Raw genomic sequence first — 24896 nt, 5'->3', positions numbered from 1 at the left:
TGATAGAATCGCGTCCTTTTTCAAGACACTCATTGAATCCCTATGCGTGACCCAGCCCCTTCTGACACACAAAAGAAGCGCGTCATTGTCGGTATGTCCGGCGGCGTGGACTCTTCCGTTTCCGCCCTCCTGCTGATCGAGCAGGGCTATGAGGTGGAAGGCCTGTTCATGAAGAACTGGGAAGAAGACGATGGAACCGAATACTGCACCGCCATGGATGACCTGGCGGATGCTCAGGCCGTGTGTGACAAGATTGGCATCAAGCTGCACACCGCCAACTTCGCCGCCGAGTACTGGGACAACGTGTTCGAGCATTTCCTGGCCGAATACAAGGCCGGACGCACGCCAAACCCGGACATCCTGTGCAACCGTGAAATCAAGTTCAAGGCGTTCCTCGACTACGCCATGATGCTCGGTGCCGACCTGATCGCCACCGGCCACTACGTGCGTCGCCGCGACATCGACGGCCGCACCGAACTGCTCAAGGGCCTGGACCCGAACAAGGACCAGAGCTACTTCCTGCACGCCGTCGGCGGTGAACAGATCGCCAAGACCCTGTTCCCGGTTGGCGAGCTGGAAAAACCGCAAGTGCGCGCCATTGCCGAGAAATACGAGCTGGCGACCGCGAAGAAAAAGGATTCCACCGGGATCTGCTTTATCGGCGAGCGCCGCTTCAGCGACTTCCTCAAGCAGTACCTGCCAGCGCAACCGGGCGAGATCAAGACCACCGAAGGTGAAGTCATCGGCCGTCACCACGGCCTGATGTACCACACCATCGGCCAGCGCCAGGGCCTGGGCATTGGCGGGCTGAAAGATGCCAGCGATGAGCCGTGGTACGTGCTGGTCAAGGACCTGGAACACAACGAACTGATCGTTGGCCAGGGCAACGATCACCCGTGGCTGTTCTCCCGCGCCCTGCTCGCTTCCGATATCTACTGGGTCAACCCGATCGATCTGAGCCAGCCACGCAAGCTGACCGCCAAGGTTCGTTATCGCCAGAGCGACCAGCCGTGCACCCTTGAAAAAACCGCCACGGGTTATCGCGCAACCTTCGATGATCCGCAACGCGCGGTCACTCCGGGCCAGTCCGTGGTGTTCTACGACGGTGAAATCTGCCTCGGCGGCGGCGTGATTGAAGTAGCGCAGCCGTGGACGAGCAAGGGCCAGGCCCTATGAACCCGATTCAGGAGCAACTGACAGCACTGGGCGGCGTGTTTCTCGCCGCCGTGCTGGTGGACAGGATTGCCAAGTCCGGCCAGACCAACGAAGCCGGACTGACCTGCATGCTCGGTAGCCTGCTGATCCGCGACCCCAAGGACACTCTGGAAGTCTACGGCGGCGACGACATCAACCTGCGTGAAGGCTACCGCGCGCTGATCGGCGCCCTCGAACGCGACCCAAGCGCCCTGCAGCGCGAACCGCTGCGTTATGCCCTGGCCATGCTCGGCCTTGAGCGTCAGCTGGCAAAGCGCAACGACATGCTCGACGTGATCGGCAAGCGTCTGCCGCAGATCCAGTCCCAGGTCGAACACTTCGGCCCGGCCCACGAAAACGTGATCGCCGCCTGCGGCGCGCTGTATCAGGACACCCTGAGCACCCTGCGCCAACGCATCCAGGTGCACGGCGACATGCGCAACCTGCAACAACCGAGCAATGCCTCGAAAATTCGTGCCCTGCTGCTGGCCGGCATCCGTTCGGCCCGCCTGTGGCGGCAATTGGGCGGTCATCGCTGGCAACTGGTGATCAGCCGCCGCAAATTGCTCAAAGAGCTTTACCCGTTGATGCGTAACGAATAACCCGTATCGACAGATACCGAACATAGCAATACGCGTAATACGCCGGTCAGTTGGCGACGGACCGGCGGATTTTTTCATGTATGATACGCGCCCCATTTCGTTGCCCGACTGTCCGAGAACACCCCATGCAGCTCTCTTCGCTCACTGCGGTTTCCCCTGTTGACGGCCGCTACGCCGGCAAAACCCAGGCCCTGCGCCCGATTTTCAGCGAGTACGGCCTGATCCGTGCCCGCGTTCTGGTTGAAGTGCGCTGGCTCCAGCGCCTGGCCGCTCACCCTGCCATCAGCGAAGTGCCGGCGTTCTCCGCCGAAGCCAACGCTGTACTCAACACCCTGGCGGAAAATTTCTCTCTGGAGCACGCCGAGCGCGTCAAAGAGATCGAGCGCACCACCAACCACGACGTCAAGGCCATTGAATACCTGCTCAAAGAGCAAGCGGCCAAGCTGCCGGAACTGGCCAAGGTCAGCGAGTTCATCCACTTTGCCTGCACCAGCGAAGACATCAACAACCTGTCCCACGCCCTGATGCTGCGCGAAGGCCGTGATGACGTGATGCTGCCGCTGATGCGCCAGACCGCCAACGCCATCCGCGAACTGGCGATCCGCTTCGCCGACGTACCGATGCTGTCGCGCACCCACGGTCAACCGGCCTCGCCGACCACCCTGGGCAAAGAACTGGCGAACGTGGTTTACCGTCTTGAGCGCCAGATCGCTCAAGTCGCTGCCGTTCCGCTGCTGGGCAAGATCAACGGCGCTGTCGGCAACTACAACGCCCACCTGTCGGCCTACCCGGAGATCGACTGGGAAGCCAACGCCCGCGCCTTCATCGAAGACGAGCTGGGCCTGGGCTTCAACCCCTACACCACGCAGATCGAACCGCACGACTACATTGCCGAGCTGTTCGACGCGATCGCGCGCTTCAACACCATCCTGATCGACTTCGACCGCGACATCTGGGGCTATATCTCCCTGGGTTATTTCAAACAGCGCACCATTGCTGGCGAAATCGGTTCGTCGACCATGCCGCACAAGGTCAACCCGATCGACTTCGAAAACTCCGAAGGCAACCTGGGTATCGCCAACGCACTGTTCCAGCACCTGGCGAGCAAGCTGCCGATCTCTCGCTGGCAGCGCGACCTGACCGACTCCACCGTACTGCGCAACCTCGGTGTCGGCTTCGCCCACAGCGTGATCGCGTACGAAGCCAGCCTGAAAGGCATCAGCAAACTGGAGCTCAACGAGCAGAAGATTGCCGCTGACCTGAACGCCTGCTGGGAAGTATTGGCCGAGCCGATCCAGACCGTGATGCGTCGCTACAACATCGAAAACCCGTACGAAAAGCTGAAAGAACTGACCCGCGGCAAGGGCATCAGCCCAGAAGCGCTGCAGACTTTCATCGACGGCCTGGACATGCCAGCCGCCGCCAAGGCCGAGCTGAAATTGCTCACCCCGGCCAACTACATCGGCAACGCTGTAGAACAAGCCAGACGCATCTGATCGACCGCTAGACCCTTTTAAGACGCCCGGCCGCGCCGGGCGTTTTTATTCCCGTCTGAAAAGTGCATTTTTTCAATAGGTTACACATGAATCCTGATATTCCTCTTCAACTTCTGGGCGGCATCACGGCACGGGAATTCCTGCGCGACTACTGGCAGAAAAAGCCGCTGTTGATCCGTCAGGCAATTCCTGATTTCGAAAGCCCGATCGACGCCGACGAACTGGCCGGCCTGGCGCTGGAAGAAGAAGTCGAATCGCGACTGATCATCGAGAATGGCGAGCGTCCGTGGGAACTGCGTCGCGGCCCGTTCGCCGAAGATGAATTCAGCAAGCTGCCTGAACGTGACTGGACCCTGCTGGTGCAAGCCGTGGATCAGTTCGTCCCGGAAGTCAGCGAACTGCTGGAAAACTTCCGCTTTCTGCCGAGCTGGCGCATCGACGACGTGATGATCAGCTACGCCGCGCCGGGCGGCAGCGTTGGGCCGCACTTCGACAACTACGACGTGTTCCTGCTGCAAGGCCACGGCAAGCGCAACTGGAAGATCGGCCAGATGTGCAACACCGAGAGCCCGATGCTGGCCCACGCCGACCTGCGCATCCTCTCCGAATTCGAAGCCACCGATGAATGGGTGCTGGAACCGGGCGACATGCTCTACCTGCCACCGCGCCTGGCCCATTGCGGCGTCGCCGTTGATGAGTGCATGACCTACTCCGTCGGTTTCCGCGCACCAAGCGCCGCTGAAGTGCTAACCCACTTCACCGACTTCCTCAGCCAGTTCCTGTCGGACGAGGAACGCTACACCGACGCCGACGCCGTGCCGACTGCCGACCCTCACCAGATCCAGCGCGACGCACTCGACCGCCTGAAAGGCCTGCTGGCCGAGCACATGAGCGACGAGCGCCTGCTGCTGACCTGGTTCGGCCAGTTCATGACCGAGCCACGCTACCCGGAACTGGTGGTGGGCCCGGAAGACGTCGAAGAAGACGACTTCATGTCTGCCCTGGAGCAAGGCGCGATCCTGATTCGCAACCCGAGCGCACGCCTGGCGTGGTCTGAAGTCGATGACGACCTGCTGCTGTTCGCCAGTGGTCAGAGCCGTTACCTGCCAGGCAAGCTGCGCGAACTGTTGAAGATGATCTGCGCCGCCGACTCGCTGCACGCCGATAACCTTGGCGAATGGCTGAGCGACGAAGACGGCCGCGGCCTGCTGTGCGAACTGCTCAAGCAAGGAAGCCTGGGGTTTGCCGATGAATAAAATTCACGTACGTGTCGCAGACTGGCAAAAGGACAACGCCGAGATCCGGCGCATTCGTGAAGCGGTGTTCGTCGCAGAGCAATCCGTTCCGCCAGAATTGGAATGGGATGCCGATGACATCGATGCAGTGCATTTCCTCGCGTTCGAAGGCGACTTTCCGATTGGCACCGCCCGCTTGCTGCCCGATGGGCACGTCGGCCGGGTGTCGGTACTCAAGGACTGGCGCGGCCTGAAAGTCGGCGACGCGCTGATGCAAGCGGTGATTGGTGAAGCCGAAGAGCGCGGTTTGAAGCAGCAGATGCTCAGCGCTCAAGTGCAAGCCACGGCGTTCTATGAGCGCCTGGGCTTTCACATGGTCAGTGAGGAGTTCCTGGAAGCCGGGATTCCGCATGTGGACATGGTGCGGCATTCGGCCTGATACCTTTGTGGCGAGGGAGCTTGCTCCCTCGCCACAAATGCACTCGACTACACCACAAAACGCCCCGCCATCTCCGGATGCCGGGGCGTTTTGCTGTCTACCATTCAACTTGCCCCATCCCGGGCCGACAAACTGACAATATCAACACTTGTAGGAGCGAGCTTGCTCGCGATGGACTTGAGAGCGCCGCGGGGCGTCAGACGTCACGCATTATCGTTGACGACCATCGCGAGCAAGCTCGCTCCTACACAAATCACAATGCCGGAGATAACGGACATGTCCCTACGCACCCTGCTCACCACGCTGCTGGTGACCTGCAGTTTTTCGGTCTTGGCAGCCACTGAAATCGTGCCACTGAACTACCGCACCAGCGCAGATATGCTACCCGTGGCGCAGGATTTCGTCGGCAAGGACGGCCAGGTCAGCGCCTACGGCAATCAGCTGATCGTCAACGCCGATCAGCGCAAGATCGACGAACTTAAAGCCCTTCTTTCGCAACTCGACACAGCTCCCAAGCGCCTGCTGATCACCGTCGATACCAGCGACAACAACTTCCAGGGTGACCAGGGTTATTCGGTGAACGGCGCTAAGCCAAACCAGACACGCATCATCAACTACAGCACCGACAGTCGCGACGGCGGCATTCAGCAAGTGCAGGCCAGCGAAGGCGCACCGGCACTGATCCAGGTCGGCCAGAGCGTGCCGCTGACCAGCTCGCAGACCGATTCCTACGGCGATCTGCGCAGCCAGACCGAATACCGCAACGTCACTCAGGGTTTCTACGTCACCGCAAACGTCACCGGCGACATCGTTCACCTGTCGATCAGCACCAACCGTGACCGCATGAGCCAGGAACGTCCCGATGTAGTGAACGTACAAAGCACCGACACAACCGTCACCGGCCACCTCGGTGAGTGGATCCTGCTGGCCGGGATCAACGGCCAGACCCAGGCCGACAAACAGGGCCAGGCCCGCAGTTACTCGACCCAGAGCCGCAACGACATGACCTTGCGGGTGAAAGTCGACACCCTGGACTAAAGCACCAAAAACTGACTGACGAGTCGTATTAGACTAAAGATGTAGTGCCTTAAAAAAAGCACTACAAAACGTTTGACGAGCCAAAAAAGCGAAGGCATGATGGCCTCGCTCCCGCTAATCAGAGGCCCTGGCAAGGGCCTTCGAAGCGATGTTCGCACCTACCCCGCGAACCGCTTCGTGTCTGTACCGCCCACAAGGTGTGTTTGACGAGGTTGTCGACTGGAACGAAGTTGTCCCGAGGGACGGAAGCGTAATAGGTAACCCGGCACCACACTGATGTTCGCACCAAGGCCCACGACGCCCGAATGCGCCCGCAGTTCGCCTTTACCTGCTCACTTCCCCTCGAGCCCATCGTTCATCCCGTCGCCCTCCCCGCCGAATCCGACTTGACCGCTTAAGCTTCTGGTCAGCGAGCGCAGGAATTTTCCACCGCAGAACAACTTTTCATAAAGACGCGACGAGGTTTATCTCCCATGGCACTGACACGCGAACAGCAAATTGCAGCCCTCGAAAAAGACTGGGCTGAAAACCCGCGCTGGAAAGGCGTGACACGCACTTACTCCGCTGCTGACGTCGTCCGCCTGCGTGGCTCGGTTCAACCTGAGCACACCTTTGCAAAAATGGGCGCCGAGAAGCTGTGGAACCTGGTGACCCAGGGTGCCAAGCCAGCCTTCCGTCCCGAGAAAGATTTCGTCAACTGCATGGGCGCCCTGACCGGCGGCCAGGCTGTTCAACAAGTCAAGGCCGGCATCCAGGCGATCTACCTGTCTGGCTGGCAAGTGGCTGCGGACAACAACTCCGCCGAATCGATGTACCCGGACCAGTCGCTGTACCCGGTGGACTCGGTTCCAACCGTGGTCAAGCGCATCAACAACTCGTTCCGTCGTGCCGACCAGATCCAGTGGAAAGCCGGCAAGAACCCGGGCGACGCTGGCTACATCGACTACTTCGCGCCAATCGTGGCTGACGCCGAAGCCGGTTTCGGCGGCGTACTGAACGCTTACGAGCTGATGAAGAGCATGATCGAAGCAGGCGCCGCCGGCGTTCACTTCGAAGACCAGTTGGCTTCCGTGAAAAAATGCGGCCACATGGGCGGCAAGGTACTGGTTCCTACCCAGGAAGCCGTACAGAAGCTGACCGCTGCTCGCCTGGCTGCTGACGTTGCCGGTACTCCGACCATCATCCTGGCCCGTACCGACGCTAACGCCGCTGACCTGCTGACTTCGGACTGCGACCCGTACGACCAGCCATTCGTGACTGGCGAGCGCACTCAGGAAGGTTTCTACAAGGTTCGCGCTGGCCTGGATCAAGCGATCGCCCGTGGCCTGGCCTACGCTCCGTACGCCGACCTGATCTGGTGCGAAACCGCCAAGCCAGACCTGGACGAGGCTCGTCGCTTCGCTGAAGCGATCAAGAAGGAATACCCGGACCAACTGCTGTCGTACAACTGCTCGCCTTCCTTCAACTGGAAGAAAAACCTGGACGACGCGACCATCGCCAAGTTCCAGCGCGAACTGTCCGCCATGGGCTACAAGCACCAGTTCATCACCCTGGCCGGCATTCACAACATGTGGCACAGCATGTTCAACCTGGCGCACGACTACGCCCGCAACGACATGACTGCCTACGTGAAGCTGCAAGAGCAGGAATTCGCTGACGCCGCCAAGGGTTACACCTTCGTGGCGCACCAGCAGGAAGTGGGCACCGGCTACTTCGACGACATGACCACCGTGATCCAGGGTGGCTCGTCTTCGGTAACCGCACTGACCGGTTCGACTGAAGAAGAACAGTTCCACTGATCTGCTTCGCTTGAGTCAACAGCCGTTGCGGGCCTGATAGAAAGCTAACCGCAGCGCTGCACATCTGACGCCCCGACTGGTTCGGGGCGTTTTTTTGCCTGCGATTCAATGCCCGCCCTTCTGTAGGAGCGAGCTTGCTCGCGAAAAACTCAAGAGCGCCGATGGGAATCAGGATTTTCGCGTTATCGTTCGCGACCATCGCGAGCAGGCTCGCTCCTACAGGGGATGGTGGTGATCCGGAAAATCATTGATCCAGCGCGTCATCCACCGTCCGAAAATCCGCTAAAACGCACCCTGCCGCTACATGCAGTAACGCCCATATAAGACAACTTCCCAACTCGCCATCGAACAAACAGTTTAAAAACCAAGCCAAACAGTATTGATTATCATTTAGCTGCAACTATGTTCGTTACATTCCTTACAAAACATAATTGGCGAAATGCCGGCTAATGCCCACAGGTCAAGGGCTACAGGGCCTTGAGGGCCCGCCATGTCCTTATTCCTATAATAAATTTCGCTACAGGAATTTTACTTGCCGGGTGTTTAGCCATAAAATCAGCTGGATTGATTGCTGCGACATATCGTCACTGCTTTTGTTTCTTTTCAAGCTCAGAGACCTTTGCTCTCTGTTAAGGATTACCAGCATGCCCGAAGCGACAGGACTCATGGCCCATAACTGGGGCTTTGCCATTTTCCTTCTAGGCGTCGTCGGCCTCTGTGCCTTCATGCTGGGCGTCTCCAGCCTCCTTGGGTCAAAAGCCTGGGGCCGCAGCAAAAACGAACCGTTCGAGTCCGGCATGCTACCTACAGGTGGCGCCCGCTTGCGGCTCTCAGCCAAATTCTATCTGGTCGCGATGCTCTTCGTGATCTTCGATATCGAAGCCCTCTTTCTCTTTGCCTGGTCTGTGTCCGTCCGCGAAAGCGGCTGGACCGGATTCGTCGAAGCTCTCGTTTTCATAGCAATTCTGTTGGCAGGCCTTGTCTACCTATTCCGAGTGGGCGCCCTTGACTGGGCTCCGGAAGCTCGGCGCAAGCGGCAAGCGAAGCTGAAACAATGAGGCTTTGGCAATGCAATACAATCTCACCAGGATCGACCCCGATGCTCCTAACGAGCAGTATCCGATTGGCCAGCGGGAAACCGTTTCCGATCCGTTAGAAGATCAAGTCCACAAAAACATTTTCATGGGCAAGCTCGAAGACGTGCTTAACGGCACGATCAACTGGGGGCGCAAGAACTCCCTGTGGCCGTATAACTTCGGTCTTTCGTGCTGCTACGTGGAAATGACCACCGCCTTCACGGCGCCCCACGACATCGCGCGCTTTGGCGCCGAGGTTATCCGGGCATCGCCGCGCCAGGCGGATTTCATGGTTATCGCCGGTACCTGCTTCATCAAGATGGCGCCGATCATTCAGCGTCTCTACGAGCAAATGCTCGAACCTAAATGGGTTATTTCCATGGGTTCGTGCGCCAACTCCGGTGGCATGTACGACATCTACTCCGTCGTTCAAGGGGTGGACAAGTTCCTGCCCGTGGACGTCTACGTGCCTGGCTGCCCGCCCCGTCCTGAAGCTTTCCTGCAAGGCTTGATGCTTTTGCAAGAGTCGATTGGACAGGAGCGTCGCCCGCTTTCCTGGGTCGTCGGCGATCAAGGCGTATACCGCGCCGAGATGCCTTCCGAGAAGGAAAAGCGCCGCGAACAGCGAATCGCAGTCACCAACCTGCGCAGCCCCGACGAAGTCTGATCCAGATCTGCCTCTTTCCATGGAACGAGAACCTGGCTTCATTCTTTACGTTGACCGAAAGCGATAAAATAACCATGACTACAGGCAGTGCTCTGTACATCCCGCCTTACAAGGCAGACGACCAGGATGTGGTCGTCGAACTGAACAACCGTTTTGGCCCGGAGGCGTTCACCGCCCAGGCTACCCGCACCGGCATGCCGGTGCTTTGGGTTGCCCGCGCCAAACTCGTCGAAGTCCTGACCTTCCTGCGTAACCTGCCCAAGCCGTACGTCATGCTCTATGACCTGCACGGCGTGGACGAGCGTCTGCGTACCAAGCGTCAAGGGCTGCCGAACGGCGTCGACTTCTCCGTGTTCTATCACTTGATGTCGATCGAACGTAATAGTGACGTGATGATCAAGGTCGCCTTGTCCGAGAGCGACCTCAACCTGCCTTCCATCACCAGCATCTGGCCAAACGCCAACTGGTACGAACGTGAAGTCTGGGACATGTACGGCATCCACTTCACCGGCCACCCTCACCTGTCGCGCATCATGATGCCACCGACCTGGGAAGGTCACCCGCTGCGCAAGGACTTCCCGGCCCGCGCCACCGAGTTCGACCCGTTCACCCTGAACCTGGCCAAGCAGCAGCTCGAGGAAGAGTCCGCGCGCTTCAAGCCGGAAGACTGGGGCATGAAGCGTTCCGGCCCGAACGAGGACTACATGTTCCTCAACCTCGGCCCGAACCACCCTTCCGCGCACGGTGCGTTCCGCATCATCCTGCAGCTGGACGGCGAAGAGATCGTCGACTGCGTACCGGACGTCGGCTACCACCACCGTGGTGCCGAGAAAATGGCCGAGCGTCAGTCCTGGCACAGCTTCATCCCGTACACCGACCGTATCGACTACCTCGGCGGCGTGATGAACAACCTGCCGTACGTGCTCTCTGTCGAGAAGCTGGCCGGCATCAAGGTGCCGGAGAAGGTCGACGTCATCCGCATCATGATGGCCGAGTTCTTCCGGATCACCAGCCACCTGCTGTTCCTGGGTACCTACATCCAGGACGTCGGCGCCATGACCCCGGTGTTCTTCACTTTCACCGACCGTCAACGCGCGTACACGGTGATCGAAGCCATTACCGGTTTCCGCCTGCACCCGGCCTGGTACCGCATCGGTGGCGTCGCCCACGACCTGCCGCGCGGCTGGGAAAAACTGGTCAAGGATTTCGTCGAGTGGATGCCCAAGCGTCTGGACGAATACCAGAAAGCCGCACTGGACAACAGCATCCTGCGTGGCCGGACCATCGGCGTCGCCGACTACAACACCAAAGAGGCCCTGGAATGGGGTGTCACCGGTGCCGGCCTGCGTTCGACCGGTTGCGATTTCGACCTGCGTAAAGCGCGTCCGTACTCGGGCTACGAGAACTTCGAGTTCGAAGTGCCGCTGGCCGCCAATGGCGATGCCTACGACCGCTGCATCGTGCGTGTCGAGGAGATGCGCCAGAGCATCAGGATCATCGACCAGTGCCTGCGCAACATGCCGGAAGGCCCGTACAAAGCGGATCACCCGCTGACCACGCCGCCGCCGAAAGAGCGCACCCTGCAGCACATCGAAACCTTGATCACGCACTTCCTGCAAGTTTCGTGGGGCCCGGTCATGCCGGCCAACGAATCCTTCCAGATGATCGAAGCGACCAAGGGCATCAACAGTTATTACCTGACGAGCGATGGCGGCACCATGAGCTACCGCACCCGGATTCGTACCCCAAGCTTCCCGCACCTGCAGCAGATCCCTTCGGTGATCAAAGGCAGCATGGTCGCGGACTTGATTGCGTACCTGGGTAGTATCGATTTCGTTATGGCCGACGTGGACCGCTAAGCATGAATAGCACGCTTATCCAGACAGACCGTTTCACCTTGAGTGAAACCGAGCGCTCGGCCATCGAGCACGAGCTGCATCACTACGAAGACCCGCGCGCGGCGTCGATCGAAGCCCTGAAGATCGTCCAGAAGGAACGTGGCTGGGTGCCGGACGGCGCCTTGTACGCCATCGGCGAGATCCTCGGCATCCCGGCCAGCGACGTTGAAGGCGTGGCCACTTTCTATAGCCAGATCTTCCGTCAGCCAGTGGGTCGTCACATCATTCGCGTCTGCGACAGCATGGTCTGCTACATCGGCGGCCACGAGTCCGTGGTCAGCGAAATCCAGAGCAAGCTGGGCATCAGCCTGGGCCAGACCACCACCGATGGTCGTTTCACCCTGCTGCCGGTCTGCTGCCTCGGCAACTGCGACAAGGCGCCGGCGTTGATGATCGACGACGACACCTTCGGTGATGTGCAGCCAGCCGGCGTTGCCAAATTGCTCGAGGGCTACGTATGACCCTGACTTCTTTCGGTCCTGCCAACCGCATCAAGCGTTCGGCCGAGACTCACCCGCTTACCTGGCGTCTGCGTGACGACGGCGAAGCCGTCTGGCTCGACGAGTACCAGGCCAAGAACGGTTACGCCGCTGCGCGCAAGGCCTTCGCCGACATGGCCCAGGACGACATCGTCCAGACCGTGAAAGACTCCGGCCTCAAGGGTCGCGGCGGTGCAGGCTTCCCCACTGGCGTTAAGTGGGGCCTGATGCCCAAGGACGAATCCATCAACATCCGCTACCTGCTGTGCAACGCGGATGAAATGGAGCCGAACACCTGGAAAGACCGCATGCTGATGGAGCAATTGCCCCATCTGCTGATCGAAGGCATGCTGATCAGTGCCCGCGCCCTGAAAACCTACCGCGGCTACATCTTCCTGCGTGGCGAGTACACCACCGCCGCCAGGCACCTCAATCGTGCCGTGGAAGAAGCCAAGGCTGCTGGCCTGCTGGGCAAGAACATCCTGGGTTCGGGTTTTGATTTCGAGCTGTTCGTCCACACCGGCGCCGGGCGTTACATCTGCGGTGAAGAAACCGCACTGATCAACTCCCTCGAAGGCCGCCGCGCCAACCCGCGCTCCAAGCCGCCGTTCCCGGCCGCCGTTGGCGTGTGGGGCAAGCCGACTTGCGTGAACAACGTCGAAACCCTGTGCAACGTGCCGGCGATCATTGCCGACGGCGTGGACTGGTACAAGTCGTTGGCTCGCGAAGGCAGCGAAGACATGGGCACCAAGCTCATGGGCTTCTCCGGCAAGGTCAAGAATCCGGGCCTGTGGGAACTGCCGTTCGGCGTCACCGGTCGCGAGCTGTTCGAAGACTACGCCGGCGGCATGCGCGACGGTTACAAGCTCAAGTGCTGGCAGCCTGGCGGCGCCGGTACCGGCTTCCTGTTGCCGGAACACCTGGACGCACAAATGTACGCCGGCGGCATCGCCAAAGTCGGCACCCGTATGGGTACCGGCCTGGCCATGGCGGTGGACGACAGCGTCAACATGGTGTCTTTGCTGCGCAACATGGAAGAGTTCTTCTCCCGCGAGTCCTGTGGCTTCTGCACTCCGTGCCGTGACGGTCTGCCATGGAGCGTCAAGCTGCTGCGCGCGATCGAGAACGGTGAAGGGCAAGCCGGCGACATCGAGACCCTGCTGGGTCTGGTCGGTTTCCTCGGCCCTGGCAAGACCTTCTGTGCACACGCACCGGGTGCCGTGGAGCCATTGGGCAGCGCAATCAAATACTTCCGTCCAGAGTTCGAAGCCGGTATCGCGCCTGTCAGCGCCGCCGTCCCGCCTCTGGCAAGGCCGATCCTGGTCGGCGCGTAAACGCTTAAAAAAGGCGAAGGGTCCGTGCCCTTCGCTTTTCGTGTGATGACGCCTTTAACGGCTGTGTTGATTCACGCGGATAACAAGATTCCATTAGCCACGCCCGCTGACACCGGGCCAACGAAGAACTTTGAACCATGGCCACTATCCACGTAGACGGCAAAGAGCTCGAAGTCGATGGGGCAGACAACCTGTTACAGGCATGTCTGTCGCTAGGCCTCGATATCCCTTATTTCTGCTGGCACCCTGCCCTTGGCAGCGTTGGAGCTTGCCGCCAGTGCGCGGTCAAGCAGTACACCGACGAGAACGACACCCGTGGTCGTATCGTGATGTCGTGCATGACCCCTGCCACCGACGGCACCTGGATCTCCATCGAAGATGAAGAATCCAAGGCCTTCCGCGCCAGTGTTGTCGAATGGCTGATGACCAACCACCCTCACGACTGCCCGGTCTGTGAAGAAGGCGGTCACTGCCACCTGCAAGACATGACGGTAATGACCGGCCACAACGAGCGCCGTTACCGCTTCACCAAGCGTACCCACCAGAACCAGCAACTTGGCCCGTTCATTTCTCACGAGATGAACCGCTGCATCGCTTGCTACCGCTGCGTGCGCTTCTATAAAGACTACGCCGGCGGCACCGACCTCGGTGTATTCGGCGCCCACGACAACGTGTACTTCGGTCGCGTTGAAGACGGCACCCTGGAAAGCGAGTTCTCCGGCAACCTCACCGAGGTCTGCCCGACCGGTGTGTTCACCGACAAGACTCACTCCGAGCGCTACAACCGCAAGTGGGACATGCAGTTCTCGCCGAGCATCTGCCATGGCTGCTCCAGCGGCTGTAACATCTCCCCGGGCGAGCGTTACGGCGAACTGCGTCGCATCGAAAACCGCTACAACGGTTCGGTAAACCAGTACTTCCTGTGCGACCGTGGCCGTTTCGGCTATGGCTACGTCAACCGCGAAGACCGCCCGCGTCAGCCGCTGCTGGCCAACGGCGCCAAGCTGAGCCTCGACGAAGCGCTGGACAAAGCCGCTGACCTGCTGCGCGGTCGCAACATCGTCGGTATCGGTTCGCCACGCGCCAGCCTCGAAAGCAACTACGCGTTGCGCGAACTGGTGGGCGCCGAGCACTTCTACTCGGGTATCGAAGCTGCCGAGCTGGAGCGCATCCGCCTGGTCCTGCAAGTGCTGAAAGACAGCCCGCTGCCGGTGCCGAACATGCGCGACATCGAAGACCACGACGCCGTGTTCGTTCTCGGTGAAGACCTGACCCAGACTGCTGCGCGCATGGCCCTGTCCCTGCGTCAATCGGTCAAGGGCAAGGCCGAAGACATGGCCGACGCCATGCGCGTCCAGCCTTGGCTCGACGCCGCCGTGAAGAACATCGGCCAGCACGCGCTGAACCCGCTGTTCATCGCAAGCCTGGCTGAAACCAAGCTCGACGACATCGCCGAAGAATGCGTTCACGCAGCTCCCGACGACCTGGCCCGCATCGGTTTCGCCGTGGCTCACGCCCTCGACGCCAGCGCACCGGCCGTTGAAGGCCTGGACGCTGAAGCCCTTGAACTGGCCAAGCGCATCGCCGACGCTCTGCTCGCAGCCAAGCGCCCGCTGATCATCGCCGGTACTTCCCTGGGCTCCAAAGCGCTGATTGAAGCTGCTGCCAACATTGCGAAAGCGTTGAAGCTGCGCGAGAAGAACGGTTCCATCAGCCTGATCGTGCCAGAGGCCAACAGCCTCGGCCTGGCCATGCTCGGTGGCGAATCGGTTGATGCCGCGCTGCAAGCGGTGATCTCTGGCCGTGCCGACGCCATCGTCGTGCTGGAAAACGATCTGTACACCCGTACCGACAAGGCCAAGGTCGATGCCGCCCTGAGCGCCGCCAAAGTGCTGATCGTCGCCGACCATCAGAAGACAGCCACCAGCGATCGCGCGCACCTGGTTCTGCCAGCCGCCAGCTTCGCTGAAGGCGACGGTACCCTGGTCAGCCAGGAAGGCCGCGCCCAGCGCTTCTTCCAGGTGTTCGATCCGAAGTACATGGATGCGAGCATCCTGGTTCATGAAGGCTGGCGCTGGCTGCATGCCCTGCGCGCGACCCTGCTGAACCAGCCGATCGACTGGACCCAACTGGACCACGCCACCGCCGCCGTCGCTTCCAGCACCTCGATCCTGAACCGCATCGTTGATGCCGCACCGTCCGCCGCGTTCCGCATCAAGGGCATGAAACTGGCCCGCGAACCGCTGCGTTACTCCGGTCGTACCGCCATGCGCGCCGACATCAACGTGCACGAACCGCGCACCCCGCAGGACAAGGACACCGCGTTCGCCTTCTCCATGGAAGGTTACTCGGGCTCGGCCGAACCGCGTCAGCAAGTGCCGTTCGCCTGGTCTCCGGGCTGGAACTCGCCGCAAGCCTGGAACAAGTTCCAGGACGAAGTCGGTGGTCACATCCGCGCTGGTGACCCAGGCACCCGTCTGATCGAAACCAGCGGTGACTCGCTGAACTGGTTCGCCAGCGTTCCGCGCGCGTTCAACCCGGCCCAGGGCACCTGGCAGGTCGTGCCGTTCTTCCACCTGTTCGGCAGCGAAGAGAACTCTTCGAAAGCCGCTCCAGTGCAGGAACGCATCCCGGCTGCTTATGTTGCTCTGGCCAAGTCCGAAGCCGACCGTCTGGGTGTCAATGACGGCGCCATGCTGAGCCTGAACGTGGCCGGCCAGACCCTGCGTCTGCCACTGCGTATCAATGAAGAGCTGGGCGCCGGTCTGGTGGCATTGCCTGCGGGCATTGCCGGCATTCCGCCAGCCATCTTTGGCCAATCCGTCGACGGTCTGCAGGAGGCAGCGCAATGACCTTGTTCACTCCTGAAGTGATCGACATCATCATCGCGGTCCTCAAGGCCGTGGTGATTCTGCTCGCCGTGGTGGTTTGCGGCGCCCTGCTGAGCTGGGTCGAGCGTCGCCTGCTCGCCCTCTGGCAGGACCGTTACGGTCCGAACCGCGTCGGCCCGTTCGGCGCGTTCCAGATCGCCGCCGACATGATCAAGATGTTCTTCAAGGAAGACTGGACCCCGCCGTTCGCCGACAAAGTGATCTTCACTTTGGCGCCGGTCGTGGCCATGAGCGCCTTGCTGATTGCCTTCGCGATCATCCCGATCACCCCGACCTGGGGTGTCGCGGACATCAACATCGGCATCCTGTTCTTCTTCGCCATGGCTGGCCTGTCGGTCTACGCGGTGCTGTTCGCCGGCTGGTCGAGCAACAACAAGTTCGCCCTGCTGGGCAGCTTGCGGGCCTCGGCACAAACCGTGTCGTACGAAGTGTTCATGGGCCTGTCGCTGATGGGCATCGTGATCCAGGTTGGCTCGTTCAACATGCGCGACATCGTCGAATACCAGGCGCAGAATCTGTGGTTCGTCATTCCGCAGATCTTCGGTTTCCTGACCTTCTTCATCGCTGGCGTCGCCGTGACTCACCGTCACCCGTTCGACCAGCCGGAAGCGGAACAGGAACTGGCCGACGGTTACCACATTGAATACGCCGGCATGAAATGGGGCATGTTCTTCGTCGGCGAGTACATCGGCATCGTGTTGATTTCGGCGCTGCTGGTGACCTTGTTCTTCGGTGGCTGGCACGGTCCGTTCGGCATTCTGCCGCAGATCCCGTTCATCTGGTTCGCGTTGAAAACCGCGTTCTTCATCATGTTCTTCATCCTGCTGCGCGCCTCGATTCCGCGCCCACGGTATGACCAAGTGATGGATTTCAGCTGGAAGTTCTGCCTGCCGCTGACCCTCGTCAACATGCTGGTGACCGCTGCGATCGTGTTGCTCAACACGCCCGCCGTCGCGGCTCAGTGAGGATAGAATCATGAAGTACATTTTTGACATCGTGCATGGCTTCTACACCCAGCTTCGCAGCCTGGTGATGATTTTCGGCCACGCCTTCCGCAAGCGCGACACGCTGCAGTACCCGGAAGAACCGGTCTACCTGCCGCCGCGCTACCGTGGGCGTATCGTGCTGACCCGCGACCCCGACGGTGAAGAGCGTTGCGTAGCGTGCAACCTGTGCGCCGTGGCGTGCCCGGTCGGTTGCATCTCGCTGCAGAAAGCTGAAACCGAAGACGGTCGCTGGTACCCGGACTTCTTCCGCATCAACTTCTCGCGCTGCATCTTTTGCGGCCTCTGCGAGGAAGCCTGCCCGACCACCGCGATCCAGCTGACGCCGGATTTCGAAATGGCCGAGTTCAAACGTCAGGACCTGGTGTACGAGAAAGAAGATCTTTTGATCTCCGGCCCCGGCAAAAACCCTGATTACAACTTCTATCGTGTTGCAGGTATGGCGATTGCCGGTAAGCCGAAAGGCTCCGCGCAGAATGAAGCCCAGCCGATCAACGTGAAGAGCTTGCTGCCTTAAGGAAGAAAGATGGAATTCGCTTTCTATTTCGCATCGGGTATCGCTGTGGTGTCCACGCTTCGCGTGATCACCAACACCAACCCTGTGCACGCCCTGCTCTACCTGATCATTTCGCTGATCGCCGTGGCGATGACGTTCTTCGCCCTCGGCGCACCGTTCGCCGGTGTCCTGGAAGTGATCGCCTACGCTGGCGCCATCATGGTGCTGTTCGTGTTCGTGGTGATGATGCTGAACCTGGGGCCAGCCTCGGCTCAGCAAGAACGCGCCTGGCTCAAGCCCGGTATCTGGGGCGGCCCGGTCGCCCTCGCCGCGCTGCTGCTGGTGGAACTGCTGTATGTGCTGTTCTCCCAGCAAAGCGGCCAGGCCGTCGGCCACGCCACCGTAGACGCCAAGGCCGTGGGCATCAGCCTGTTCGGTCCTTACCTGCTGGTGGTCGAACTCGCCTCGATGCTGCTGCTCGCCGCAGCCGTCACGGCGTTCCATCTGGGCCGTAACGAAGCCAAGGAGCAATGACGATGCCTGCTATCCCTATGGAGCATGGTCTGGCGGTCGCCGGCATCCTGTTCTGCCTCGGTCTGGTCGGCCTGATGGTCCGCCGCAACATCCTCTTCGTGCTGATGAGCCTGGAGGTCATGATGAATGCCTCCGCTTTGGCGTTCATCGTTGCCGGTAGCCGCTGGGCGCAGCCGGATGGACAGATCATGTTCATCCTGGTGATCAGCCTGGCAGCCGCCGAGGCCAGTATTGGCCTGGCGATCCTGCTGCAACTGTATCGCCGCTTCCACACGCTCGATATCGACGCTGCCAGTGAGATGCGCGGATGAACCTTCTCTATCTGACTTTCCTGTTCCCTCTGATCGGTTTTGTGCTGCTGGCGTTCTCCCGGGGACGCCTCTCGGAAAACCTCTCGGCGCTGATCGGCGTCGGCTCCATTGGCCTGTCTGCGATCGTCGCGTCCTACGTGATCTGGCAATTCAACGTCGCCCCGCCGGAAGGCGGCCACTACACCCAGGTGCTGTGGCAATGGATGGCGGTGGAAGGCTTCACGCCGAACTTCGCCCTGCACCTGGATGGCCTGTCCGTAACCATGCTCGGTGTGGTCGTCGGCGTCGGCTTCCTGATCCACCTGTTCGCCTCCTGGTACATGCGCGGTGAAGACGGCTACTCGCGTTTCTTCGCCTACACCAACCTGTTTATCGCCAGCATGCTGTTCCTGGTCCTGGCCGATAACCTGCTGTTCGTGTACTTCGGTTGGGAAGGCGTGGGCCTGTGCTCGTACCTGTTGATCGGTTTCTACTACAGCAACCGCAACAACGGTAACGCCGCACTCAAGGCCTTCATCGTGACCCGTATCGGCGACGTGTTCATGGCCATCGGCCTGTTCATTCTGTTTGCCCAACTGGGCACCCTGAACATCCAGGAACTGCTGGTGCTGGCGCCGCAGAAATTCCAGTCCGGCGATTTCTGGATGGTCATGGCCACCCTGATGCTGCTGGGCGGCGCTGTCGGTAAATCCGCGCAACTGCCACTGCAAACCTGGCTGGCGGATGCGATGGCCGGCCCGACTCCAGTTTCGGCACTGATCCACGCCGCAACCATGGTGACCGCTGGCGTCTACCTGATCGCCCGTACCCACGGCCTGTTCACCCTGGCGCCGGAAATCCTGCATCTGGTAGGAATCGTCGGTGGTGTGACCCTGGTTCTCGCAGGTTTCGCAGCCCTGGTTCAGACCGACATCAAGCGTATCCTCGCCTACTCGACCATGAGCCAGATCGGCTACATGTTCCTGGCCCTGGGCGTCGGTGCCTGGGATGGCGCGATCTTCCACCTGATGACCCACGCCTTCTTCAAGGCCCTGCTGTTCCTTGCGTCCGGTTCGGTGATCGTTGCCTGCCACCACGAGCAGAACATCTTCAAGATGGGCGGTCTGTGGAAGAAACTGCCACTGGCCTACGCCAGCTTCATCGTCGGCGGCGCGGCCCTGGCGGCCCTGCCTCTGGTGACCGCAGGCTTCTACTCCAAGGACGAAATCCTCTGGGAAGCGTTCGCCAGCGGCAACCACGGTCTGCTCTATGCAGGTCTGGTCGGCGCGTTCATGACTTCGCTCTACACCTTCCGCCTGATCTTCATCGCGTTCCACGGTGAAGTGAAGACCGAAGCCCACGCCGGTCACGGCATTGCCCACTGGCTGCCACTGTCGGTACTGATCGTATTGTCCACCGCCATCGGCGCGATGATCGTTCCACCGCTGCATGGTGTGCTGCCGGAAAGCGCCGGCCATGCCGGCGGCGAAGCCAAGCACAGCCTGGAAATCGCTTCGGGCGCCATCGCCCTGTCCGGTATCCTGCTGGCCGCACTGCTGTTCCTCGGCAAGCGTCGCTTCGTCACCGCCGTCGCCAACAGCGGCATCGGCCGTGTCCTCTCGGCCTGGTGGTTCGCTGCCTGGGGCTTCGACTGGATCTACGACAAACTGTTCGTCAAGCCGTACCTGGCGATCAGCCACATCCTGCGCAAAGACCCGCTCGACCAGACCATCGGTCTGATCCCGCGCATGGCCAAAGGCGGTCACACCGCCCTGAGCCGTACCGAGACCGGTCAACTGCGTTGGTATGCCGCCTCGATGGCTGCTGGTGCCGTGCTGGTCATCGGCGCCGTCGTGCTGGTAGCGGTCTGATATGAACCTTGCGAATTTGCGAAAGGAAACGAACCCGTCATGATTCTGCCTTGGCTAATCCTGATCCCCTTCATCGGCGGCCTGCTGTGCTGGATGGGTGAGCGCTTCGGCGCCACCCTCCCGCGCTGGATTGCGCTGATCACCATGTCCCTGCTGCTCTCCCTCGGCCTCTGGCTGTGGGCCAACGGTGACTATTCATTTGCACCAAAGCCTGGCGCCGATCCGACCTGGGCGCTTGAGTACAAACACGTCTGGATCCAGCGCTTCGGCATCAACGTGCACCTGGCCCTCGACGGCCTGTCGCTGTTGATGATCCTGCTGACCGGCCTGCTGGGTGTCCTCTCGGTACTCTGCTCGTGGAAAGAGATCCAGCGTCACGTGGGCTTCTTCCACCTGAACCTGATGTGGATCCTGGGCGGTGTCGTCGGCGTGTTCCTCGCCCTCGACCTGTTCATGTTCTTCTTCTTCTGGGAAATGATGCTGGTGCCGATGTACTTCCTCATCGCGCTCTGGGGTCACAGTTCTTCGGACGGCAAGAAAACCCGGATCTACGCGGCGACCAAGTTCTTCATCTTCACTCAGGCTTCCGGCCTGATCATGCTGGTGGCGATCCTGGGTCTGGTGCTGGTCAACTTCAACGACACCGGCGTGATTACTTTCAACTACGCCGATCTGTTGAAAACCAGGATGTCGACGACCACCGAGTACATCCTGATGCTCGGTTTCTTCATCGCCTTCGCGGTCAAGCTGCCCGTGGTGCCGTTCCACTCCTGGTTGCCTGACGCTCACGCCCAGGCACCGACCGCAGGTTCCGTCGACCTCGCCGGTATCTTGCTGAAAACGGCGGCCTACGGCCTGCTGCGTTTCGCCCTGCCGTTGTTCCCGAATGCCTCGGCCGAGTTCGCGCCGTTTGCGATGACCCTGGGTCTGATCGGGATCTTCTACGGTGCGTTCCTGGCGTTCGCGCAAACCGACATCAAGCGTCTGATTGCCTTCTCGTCCGTCTCCCACATGGGCTTCGTACTGATCGGCATCTACTCCGGCAGCCAACTGGCGCTGCAGGGTGCAGTGATGCAGATGCTGGCCCACGGCCTGTCGGCGGCGGCACTCTTTATCCTGAGTGGCCAGTTGTACGAGCGCACCCACACCCGCGACATGCGTGAAATGGGCGGCCTGTGGTCGAAGATCGCCTACCTGCCGGCCCTCAGCCTGTTCTTCGCCGCCGCGTCCCTGGGCTTGCCGGCGACCGGTAACTTCGTCGGTGAGTTCCTGATCCTGATCGGCACCTTCCCGATCGCTCCATGGGTCACCATCATCGCGACGTCCGGCCTGGTGTTCGGTTCGGTCTACTCGCTGATCATGATCCACCGTGCCTACTTCGGCCCGTCGAAATCGGACGCGGTGTTGCATGGCATGGACGGTCGCGAAATGATCATGGTGGTCGGTCTGGCCGCACTGCTGATTTACATCGGCGTGTACCCACAACCGTTCCTCGATACCTCTGCCGCTACGATGCATGGCGTGCAGCAGTGGCTCGGCACCGCCTTCACTCAACTCGCTTCGGCCCGGTAAGAGCGCTATGGAATTCACGACTCAACACTTTATCGCGCTTGCGCCGTTGTTGATCACCAGCGCCACGATCATCGTGGTGATGCTGGCGATCGCCTGGCGCCGCAACCACTCCCAGACCTTCCTGCTGTCCGTGGCGGGTCTGAACCTGGCACTGCTTTCGATCCTGCCTGCCTTGAAAGTCGCGCCATTGGCCGTGACCCCACTGCTGCAGATCGACAGCTTCGCTTGCCTGTACATGGCGCTGATCCTGGTCGCCACCCTCGCTTGTGTGACCCTCGCCCACGCCTACCTCGGCGATGGCGGTACGGGTTACCCGGGCAACCGTGAAGAACTGTACCTGCTGATCCTGATGGCCGCCGCCGGTGGCCTGGTTCTGGTCAGCGCGCAGCACCTGGCCGGCTTGTTCGTAGGCCTTGAACTGCTGTCGGTGCCGGTCTACGGTCTGGTGGCCTATGCCTTCTTCAACAAGCGCTCGCTGGAAGCCGGTATCAAGTACATGGTGCTGTCGGCGGCCGGTTCGGCGTTCCTGTTGTTCGGTATGGCCCTGCTCTACGCTGACGCCGGTTCCCTGAGCTTCGTCGGCATCGGCCAGGCCCTGGCGGCCACCGGACTGCCAAGCTCGCTGGCACAGCTGGGCCTGGGCATGATGCTGATCGGCCTGGCGTTCAAGCTGTCGCTGGTACCCTTCCACCTCTGGACTCCAGACGTGTACGAAGGTGCTCCGGCACCGGTTGCAGCGTTCCTCGCTACCGCTTCCAAAGTGGCTGTGTTCGCGGTGATGGTGCGTCTGTTCCAGATCTCGCCAGCGGCGAGCAGCGGCGTGCTGAGCAACGTGCTGACCATCATCGCCATCGCGTCGATCCTGTTCGGTAACCTGCTGGCCCTGACTCAGAGCAACCTCAAGCGTCTGCTGGGTTACTCGTCCATCGCCCACTTCGGCTACCTGCTGATCGCCCTGGTGGCGAGCAAGGGTCTGGCCGTGGAAGCCATCGGCGTGTACCTGGTCACCTACGTGATCACCAGCCTCGGTGCTTTCGGTGTGATCACCCTGATGTCCTCGCCGTACAAAGGCCGTGACGCAGACGCCCTGTACGAATACCGCGGCCTGTTCTGGCGCCGTCCGTACCTGACCGCTGTGCTGACCGTGATGATGCTGTCCCTGGCCGGTATCCCGCTGACCGCGGGCTTCATCGGCAAGTTCTACATCATCGCCACCGGCGTCGAGTCCCATCAGTGGTGGCTGGTCGGCTCGCTGGTTCTGGGCAGCGCCATCGGCGTGTTCTACTACCTGCGCGTCATGGTCACCCTGTACCTGATCGAACCGAACCTGCGTCGCGTCGACGCCCAGCTGCACTGGGAACAACGTGCAGGCGGCGTGATGCTGCTGGCCATCGCGGTACTGGCGTTCTTCCTCGGCCTGTACCCACAACCGTTGTTGAACCTGGTTCAACAGTCGGGGTTGGCAGGTTGATCGTTTGAGCGACACTCGGTAGAAAATGGAAACGGCACCTTCGGGTGCCGTTTTTGCGTTATGGGTCCATCGAGTTATCTGAGTTCCAGTAGCACGTATGTAATCGTCATCCCAATTAGAGTGACGGTCACACCCACTGCATAAATGACCAGAAGACGTTTCAGGTGAGGCGGAAAATTCTCGATATCTTCAGAGGCCACTTGGCCATAGCGGATGTACGCTTTCGGCCACACCACCATACCGGCAATTGTAGAGACCAGCGCATACCCTCCAAACCAGCCCTGGCGCCGCCATACTGGCCCCCAAATGAGGATGTGGCGACTGTTTTTCAAGGCTTCCATCATGGCATCCAGATGACGGCGGCTCAGGTAGAAGCAGTAAGCGATGTTCACAACGCCCACCAGAATTGGGCCGCCGGCAACAGTAATTGCAATCCACGGAGACCATGTGTCGATGCTGGTCATGGCTGCTTTACTTCAAATATTTTCTCACCTACGTATTCGCCCCCCCTACCCCCCTCTTCTGTCCCCACCCATGTGCCAATCCCTACCAAGGCCGCAAAGCAGATCACTCCACCTACTGCCGTGCTAGCCCCTAGCGCCAAGCAAACAGAACGACCAGCCCAAGGCACGCCCACCCCGCCCGCCATCCCACCTGCTGTGGATCCGAAAAATTTCCCTCCTTCAGTAAATTTAACCTTCTCACAAGCCGTTCCAGAGTCACCAACACAAACTTCTTGAATAGCCAGCAACGAAGAAACTCCGCCAATGCCAATGCCGATGTAACCACCAGCGCCCATGTACTTCGCCGCCCGACTGACCGCATTCACATGAGTGGAATACCCCGGTATCTGTCCAGGCGCACCAGCCTTGTCCCAGTGGTGCACCAGACTGCGACTGGAAATGCCGAGCGCCGTTTTTAGCTTGGGATGATCACCCAAGGTCGTGGAGCCACGCAGTCGAGTGGAATTCAGTAGGTGGGCATCCAGTTGCGCGAGCAGGCGTGCGCGCTCGGCGAAGAACTGCGGTGATTTGAGGTGGCCGTGTTGGCGATAGCTGTCCTGATGCAGGCGTTCCATGGCTTGCAGGGTGTCACGCAGTCGGGTCAGGTGCTTTTCCATTACCGCCGCGCTGACGCCGAGCCAGGTCGAAGTCTCACCGGTAAAACTGGCGATTTCAGCGCCGTGGCGGTGCATAAATTCGGCCTCCACCGGCGTCAGGGGATCAAGGGCTGCCTTGACCTGCTGCGCGGCCTGCATCAGCTGCGCTTCCTGATAGGTGCAGGAGGTGTTGTTCGGGTCGCTCAGCACGATCAACGAGCCGGCCTTGATATCACCTTGCTCAGGATTGAGTGCCCGAAACTTGCGCATCACGGCGGCATCGGGCGTGGCAAACAGCGTGGCCTCCAATGCCTCCCGGGTCATGCGTTTGGGCACCACATAGAAGCCCGGTTCTTGAGGGTCTACGCGGGCGAATATGACAGGCGCCGGTGGGTACGAAGGGGCGAAACC

Annotated in this window: 22 protein-coding genes; 20 read left to right on the top strand and 2 right to left on the bottom strand. The window is 60.4% G+C overall.

Annotated elements, in window-relative coordinates:
- Window positions 1-42 precede the first annotated feature (42 nt).
- The 20 genes from mnmA to nuoN all read left to right on the top strand — a co-directional run bounded on the left by mnmA (window position 43) and on the right by nuoN (window position 23386).
- A complete protein-coding gene (mnmA, locus tag C8K63_RS17545; protein ID WP_108217856.1) occupies window positions 43-1176 on the top strand; it encodes a tRNA 2-thiouridine(34) synthase MnmA in 1134 nt (377 codons plus the stop codon).
- Window positions 1173-1796, top strand: a complete 624-nt coding sequence (gene hflD, locus C8K63_RS17540) for a high frequency lysogenization protein HflD (protein WP_108217855.1) — start codon at window positions 1173-1175, stop codon at window positions 1794-1796. The genes mnmA and hflD overlap by 4 nt, the downstream gene beginning before the upstream one ends.
- A 125-nt stretch (window positions 1797-1921) precedes the next feature.
- Window positions 1922-3292 (top strand): adenylosuccinate lyase, encoded by a 1371-nt coding sequence (gene purB / locus C8K63_RS17535; protein WP_108217854.1) that lies wholly within the window; start codon window positions 1922-1924, stop codon window positions 3290-3292.
- 86 nt (window positions 3293-3378) lie between these two features.
- Entirely contained in the window at window positions 3379-4548 is a 1170-nt protein-coding gene (locus C8K63_RS17530) for a cupin domain-containing protein (RefSeq protein WP_108217853.1), read from the top strand.
- Window positions 4541-4966: a GNAT family N-acetyltransferase gene (locus tag C8K63_RS17525; RefSeq protein WP_108217852.1), complete on the top strand. Its 426-nt coding sequence runs from the start codon at window positions 4541-4543 to the stop codon at window positions 4964-4966. The genes C8K63_RS17530 and C8K63_RS17525 overlap by 8 nt, the downstream gene beginning before the upstream one ends.
- Window positions 4967-5242: 276 nt before the next feature.
- Window positions 5243-6004, top strand: coding sequence for a secretin N-terminal domain-containing protein (locus tag C8K63_RS17520; RefSeq protein ID WP_108217851.1), 762 nt, complete (start codon window positions 5243-5245; stop codon window positions 6002-6004).
- A gap of 473 nt (window positions 6005-6477) precedes the next feature.
- Window positions 6478-7803: an isocitrate lyase gene (aceA, locus tag C8K63_RS17515; RefSeq protein ID WP_007970439.1), complete on the top strand. Its 1326-nt coding sequence runs from the start codon at window positions 6478-6480 to the stop codon at window positions 7801-7803.
- A 644-nt stretch (window positions 7804-8447) separates the two neighbouring features.
- Window positions 8448-8861: an NADH-quinone oxidoreductase subunit A gene (locus C8K63_RS17510; protein ID WP_003223812.1), complete on the top strand. Its 414-nt coding sequence runs from the start codon at window positions 8448-8450 to the stop codon at window positions 8859-8861.
- 10 nt (window positions 8862-8871) lie between these two features.
- Entirely contained in the window at window positions 8872-9546 is a 675-nt protein-coding gene (locus tag C8K63_RS17505; RefSeq protein WP_046037844.1) for an NADH-quinone oxidoreductase subunit B family protein, read from the top strand.
- Window positions 9547-9620: 74 nt separating this feature from the next.
- On the top strand, window positions 9621-11405 hold the full coding sequence (nuoC, locus tag C8K63_RS17500; RefSeq protein WP_108217850.1) for an NADH-quinone oxidoreductase subunit C/D: 1785 nt from the start codon (window positions 9621-9623) through the stop codon (window positions 11403-11405).
- Between the two features lie 2 nt (window positions 11406-11407).
- Window positions 11408-11905, top strand: a complete 498-nt coding sequence (gene nuoE, locus C8K63_RS17495; protein WP_108217849.1) for an NADH-quinone oxidoreductase subunit NuoE — start codon at window positions 11408-11410, stop codon at window positions 11903-11905.
- On the top strand, window positions 11902-13257 hold the full coding sequence (gene nuoF, locus C8K63_RS17490) for an NADH-quinone oxidoreductase subunit NuoF (RefSeq protein WP_108217848.1): 1356 nt from the start codon (window positions 11902-11904) through the stop codon (window positions 13255-13257). The genes nuoE and nuoF overlap by 4 nt, the downstream gene beginning before the upstream one ends.
- A 137-nt stretch (window positions 13258-13394) precedes the next feature.
- Window positions 13395-16109, top strand: coding sequence for an NADH-quinone oxidoreductase subunit NuoG (gene nuoG / locus C8K63_RS17485; protein WP_108217847.1), 2715 nt, complete (start codon window positions 13395-13397; stop codon window positions 16107-16109).
- Window positions 16106-17113 (top strand): NADH-quinone oxidoreductase subunit NuoH, encoded by a 1008-nt coding sequence (gene nuoH / locus C8K63_RS17480; RefSeq protein ID WP_046037838.1) that lies wholly within the window; start codon window positions 16106-16108, stop codon window positions 17111-17113. Before nuoG ends, nuoH begins: the two co-directional genes overlap by 4 nt.
- Before the next feature lie 10 nt (window positions 17114-17123).
- Complete coding sequence (nuoI, locus tag C8K63_RS17475) at window positions 17124-17669, top strand: NADH-quinone oxidoreductase subunit NuoI (RefSeq protein ID WP_015094374.1); 546 nt, start codon at window positions 17124-17126, stop codon at window positions 17667-17669.
- 9 nt (window positions 17670-17678) lie between these two features.
- Window positions 17679-18182 carry an NADH-quinone oxidoreductase subunit J gene (gene nuoJ, locus C8K63_RS17470; protein WP_108217846.1) on the top strand — a complete coding sequence of 168 codons (504 nt, stop codon included), beginning with the start codon at window positions 17679-17681 and terminating at the stop codon, window positions 18180-18182.
- Window positions 18183-18184: 2 nt separating this feature from the next.
- Window positions 18185-18493, top strand: a complete 309-nt coding sequence (gene nuoK / locus C8K63_RS17465; protein WP_007946416.1) for an NADH-quinone oxidoreductase subunit NuoK — start codon at window positions 18185-18187, stop codon at window positions 18491-18493.
- Window positions 18490-20343: an NADH-quinone oxidoreductase subunit L gene (nuoL, locus tag C8K63_RS17460; protein WP_108217845.1), complete on the top strand. Its 1854-nt coding sequence runs from the start codon at window positions 18490-18492 to the stop codon at window positions 20341-20343. Before nuoK ends, nuoL begins: the two co-directional genes overlap by 4 nt.
- A 39-nt stretch (window positions 20344-20382) precedes the next feature.
- Window positions 20383-21915: an NADH-quinone oxidoreductase subunit M gene (nuoM, locus tag C8K63_RS17455; protein ID WP_108217844.1), complete on the top strand. Its 1533-nt coding sequence runs from the start codon at window positions 20383-20385 to the stop codon at window positions 21913-21915.
- A 7-nt stretch (window positions 21916-21922) separates the two neighbouring features.
- A complete protein-coding gene (gene nuoN / locus C8K63_RS17450) occupies window positions 21923-23386 on the top strand; it encodes an NADH-quinone oxidoreductase subunit NuoN (protein ID WP_108217843.1) in 1464 nt (487 codons plus the stop codon).
- A gap of 74 nt (window positions 23387-23460) precedes the next feature.
- On the opposite strand, the gene C8K63_RS17445 is transcribed toward nuoN, so the two are convergent.
- Together C8K63_RS17445 and C8K63_RS17440 are read right to left on the bottom strand one after the other, a co-directional pair.
- Window positions 23461-23850 carry a hypothetical protein gene (locus tag C8K63_RS17445; RefSeq protein ID WP_108217842.1) on the bottom strand — a complete coding sequence of 130 codons (390 nt, stop codon included), beginning with the start codon at window positions 23848-23850 and terminating at the stop codon, window positions 23461-23463.
- Window positions 23847-24896 (bottom strand): PAAR domain-containing protein (locus C8K63_RS17440; protein WP_256594968.1); only part of this gene is annotated, 1050 nt, incomplete at its 5' end. The genes C8K63_RS17445 and C8K63_RS17440, both read right to left, overlap by 4 nt.

Origin of the sequence: Pseudomonas sp. GV085, assembly GCF_003050925.1 — a bacterium.
Classification (GTDB): domain Bacteria; phylum Pseudomonadota; class Gammaproteobacteria; order Pseudomonadales; family Pseudomonadaceae; genus Aquipseudomonas.
This window is presented reverse-complemented; position numbering and strand designations above follow the sequence as displayed.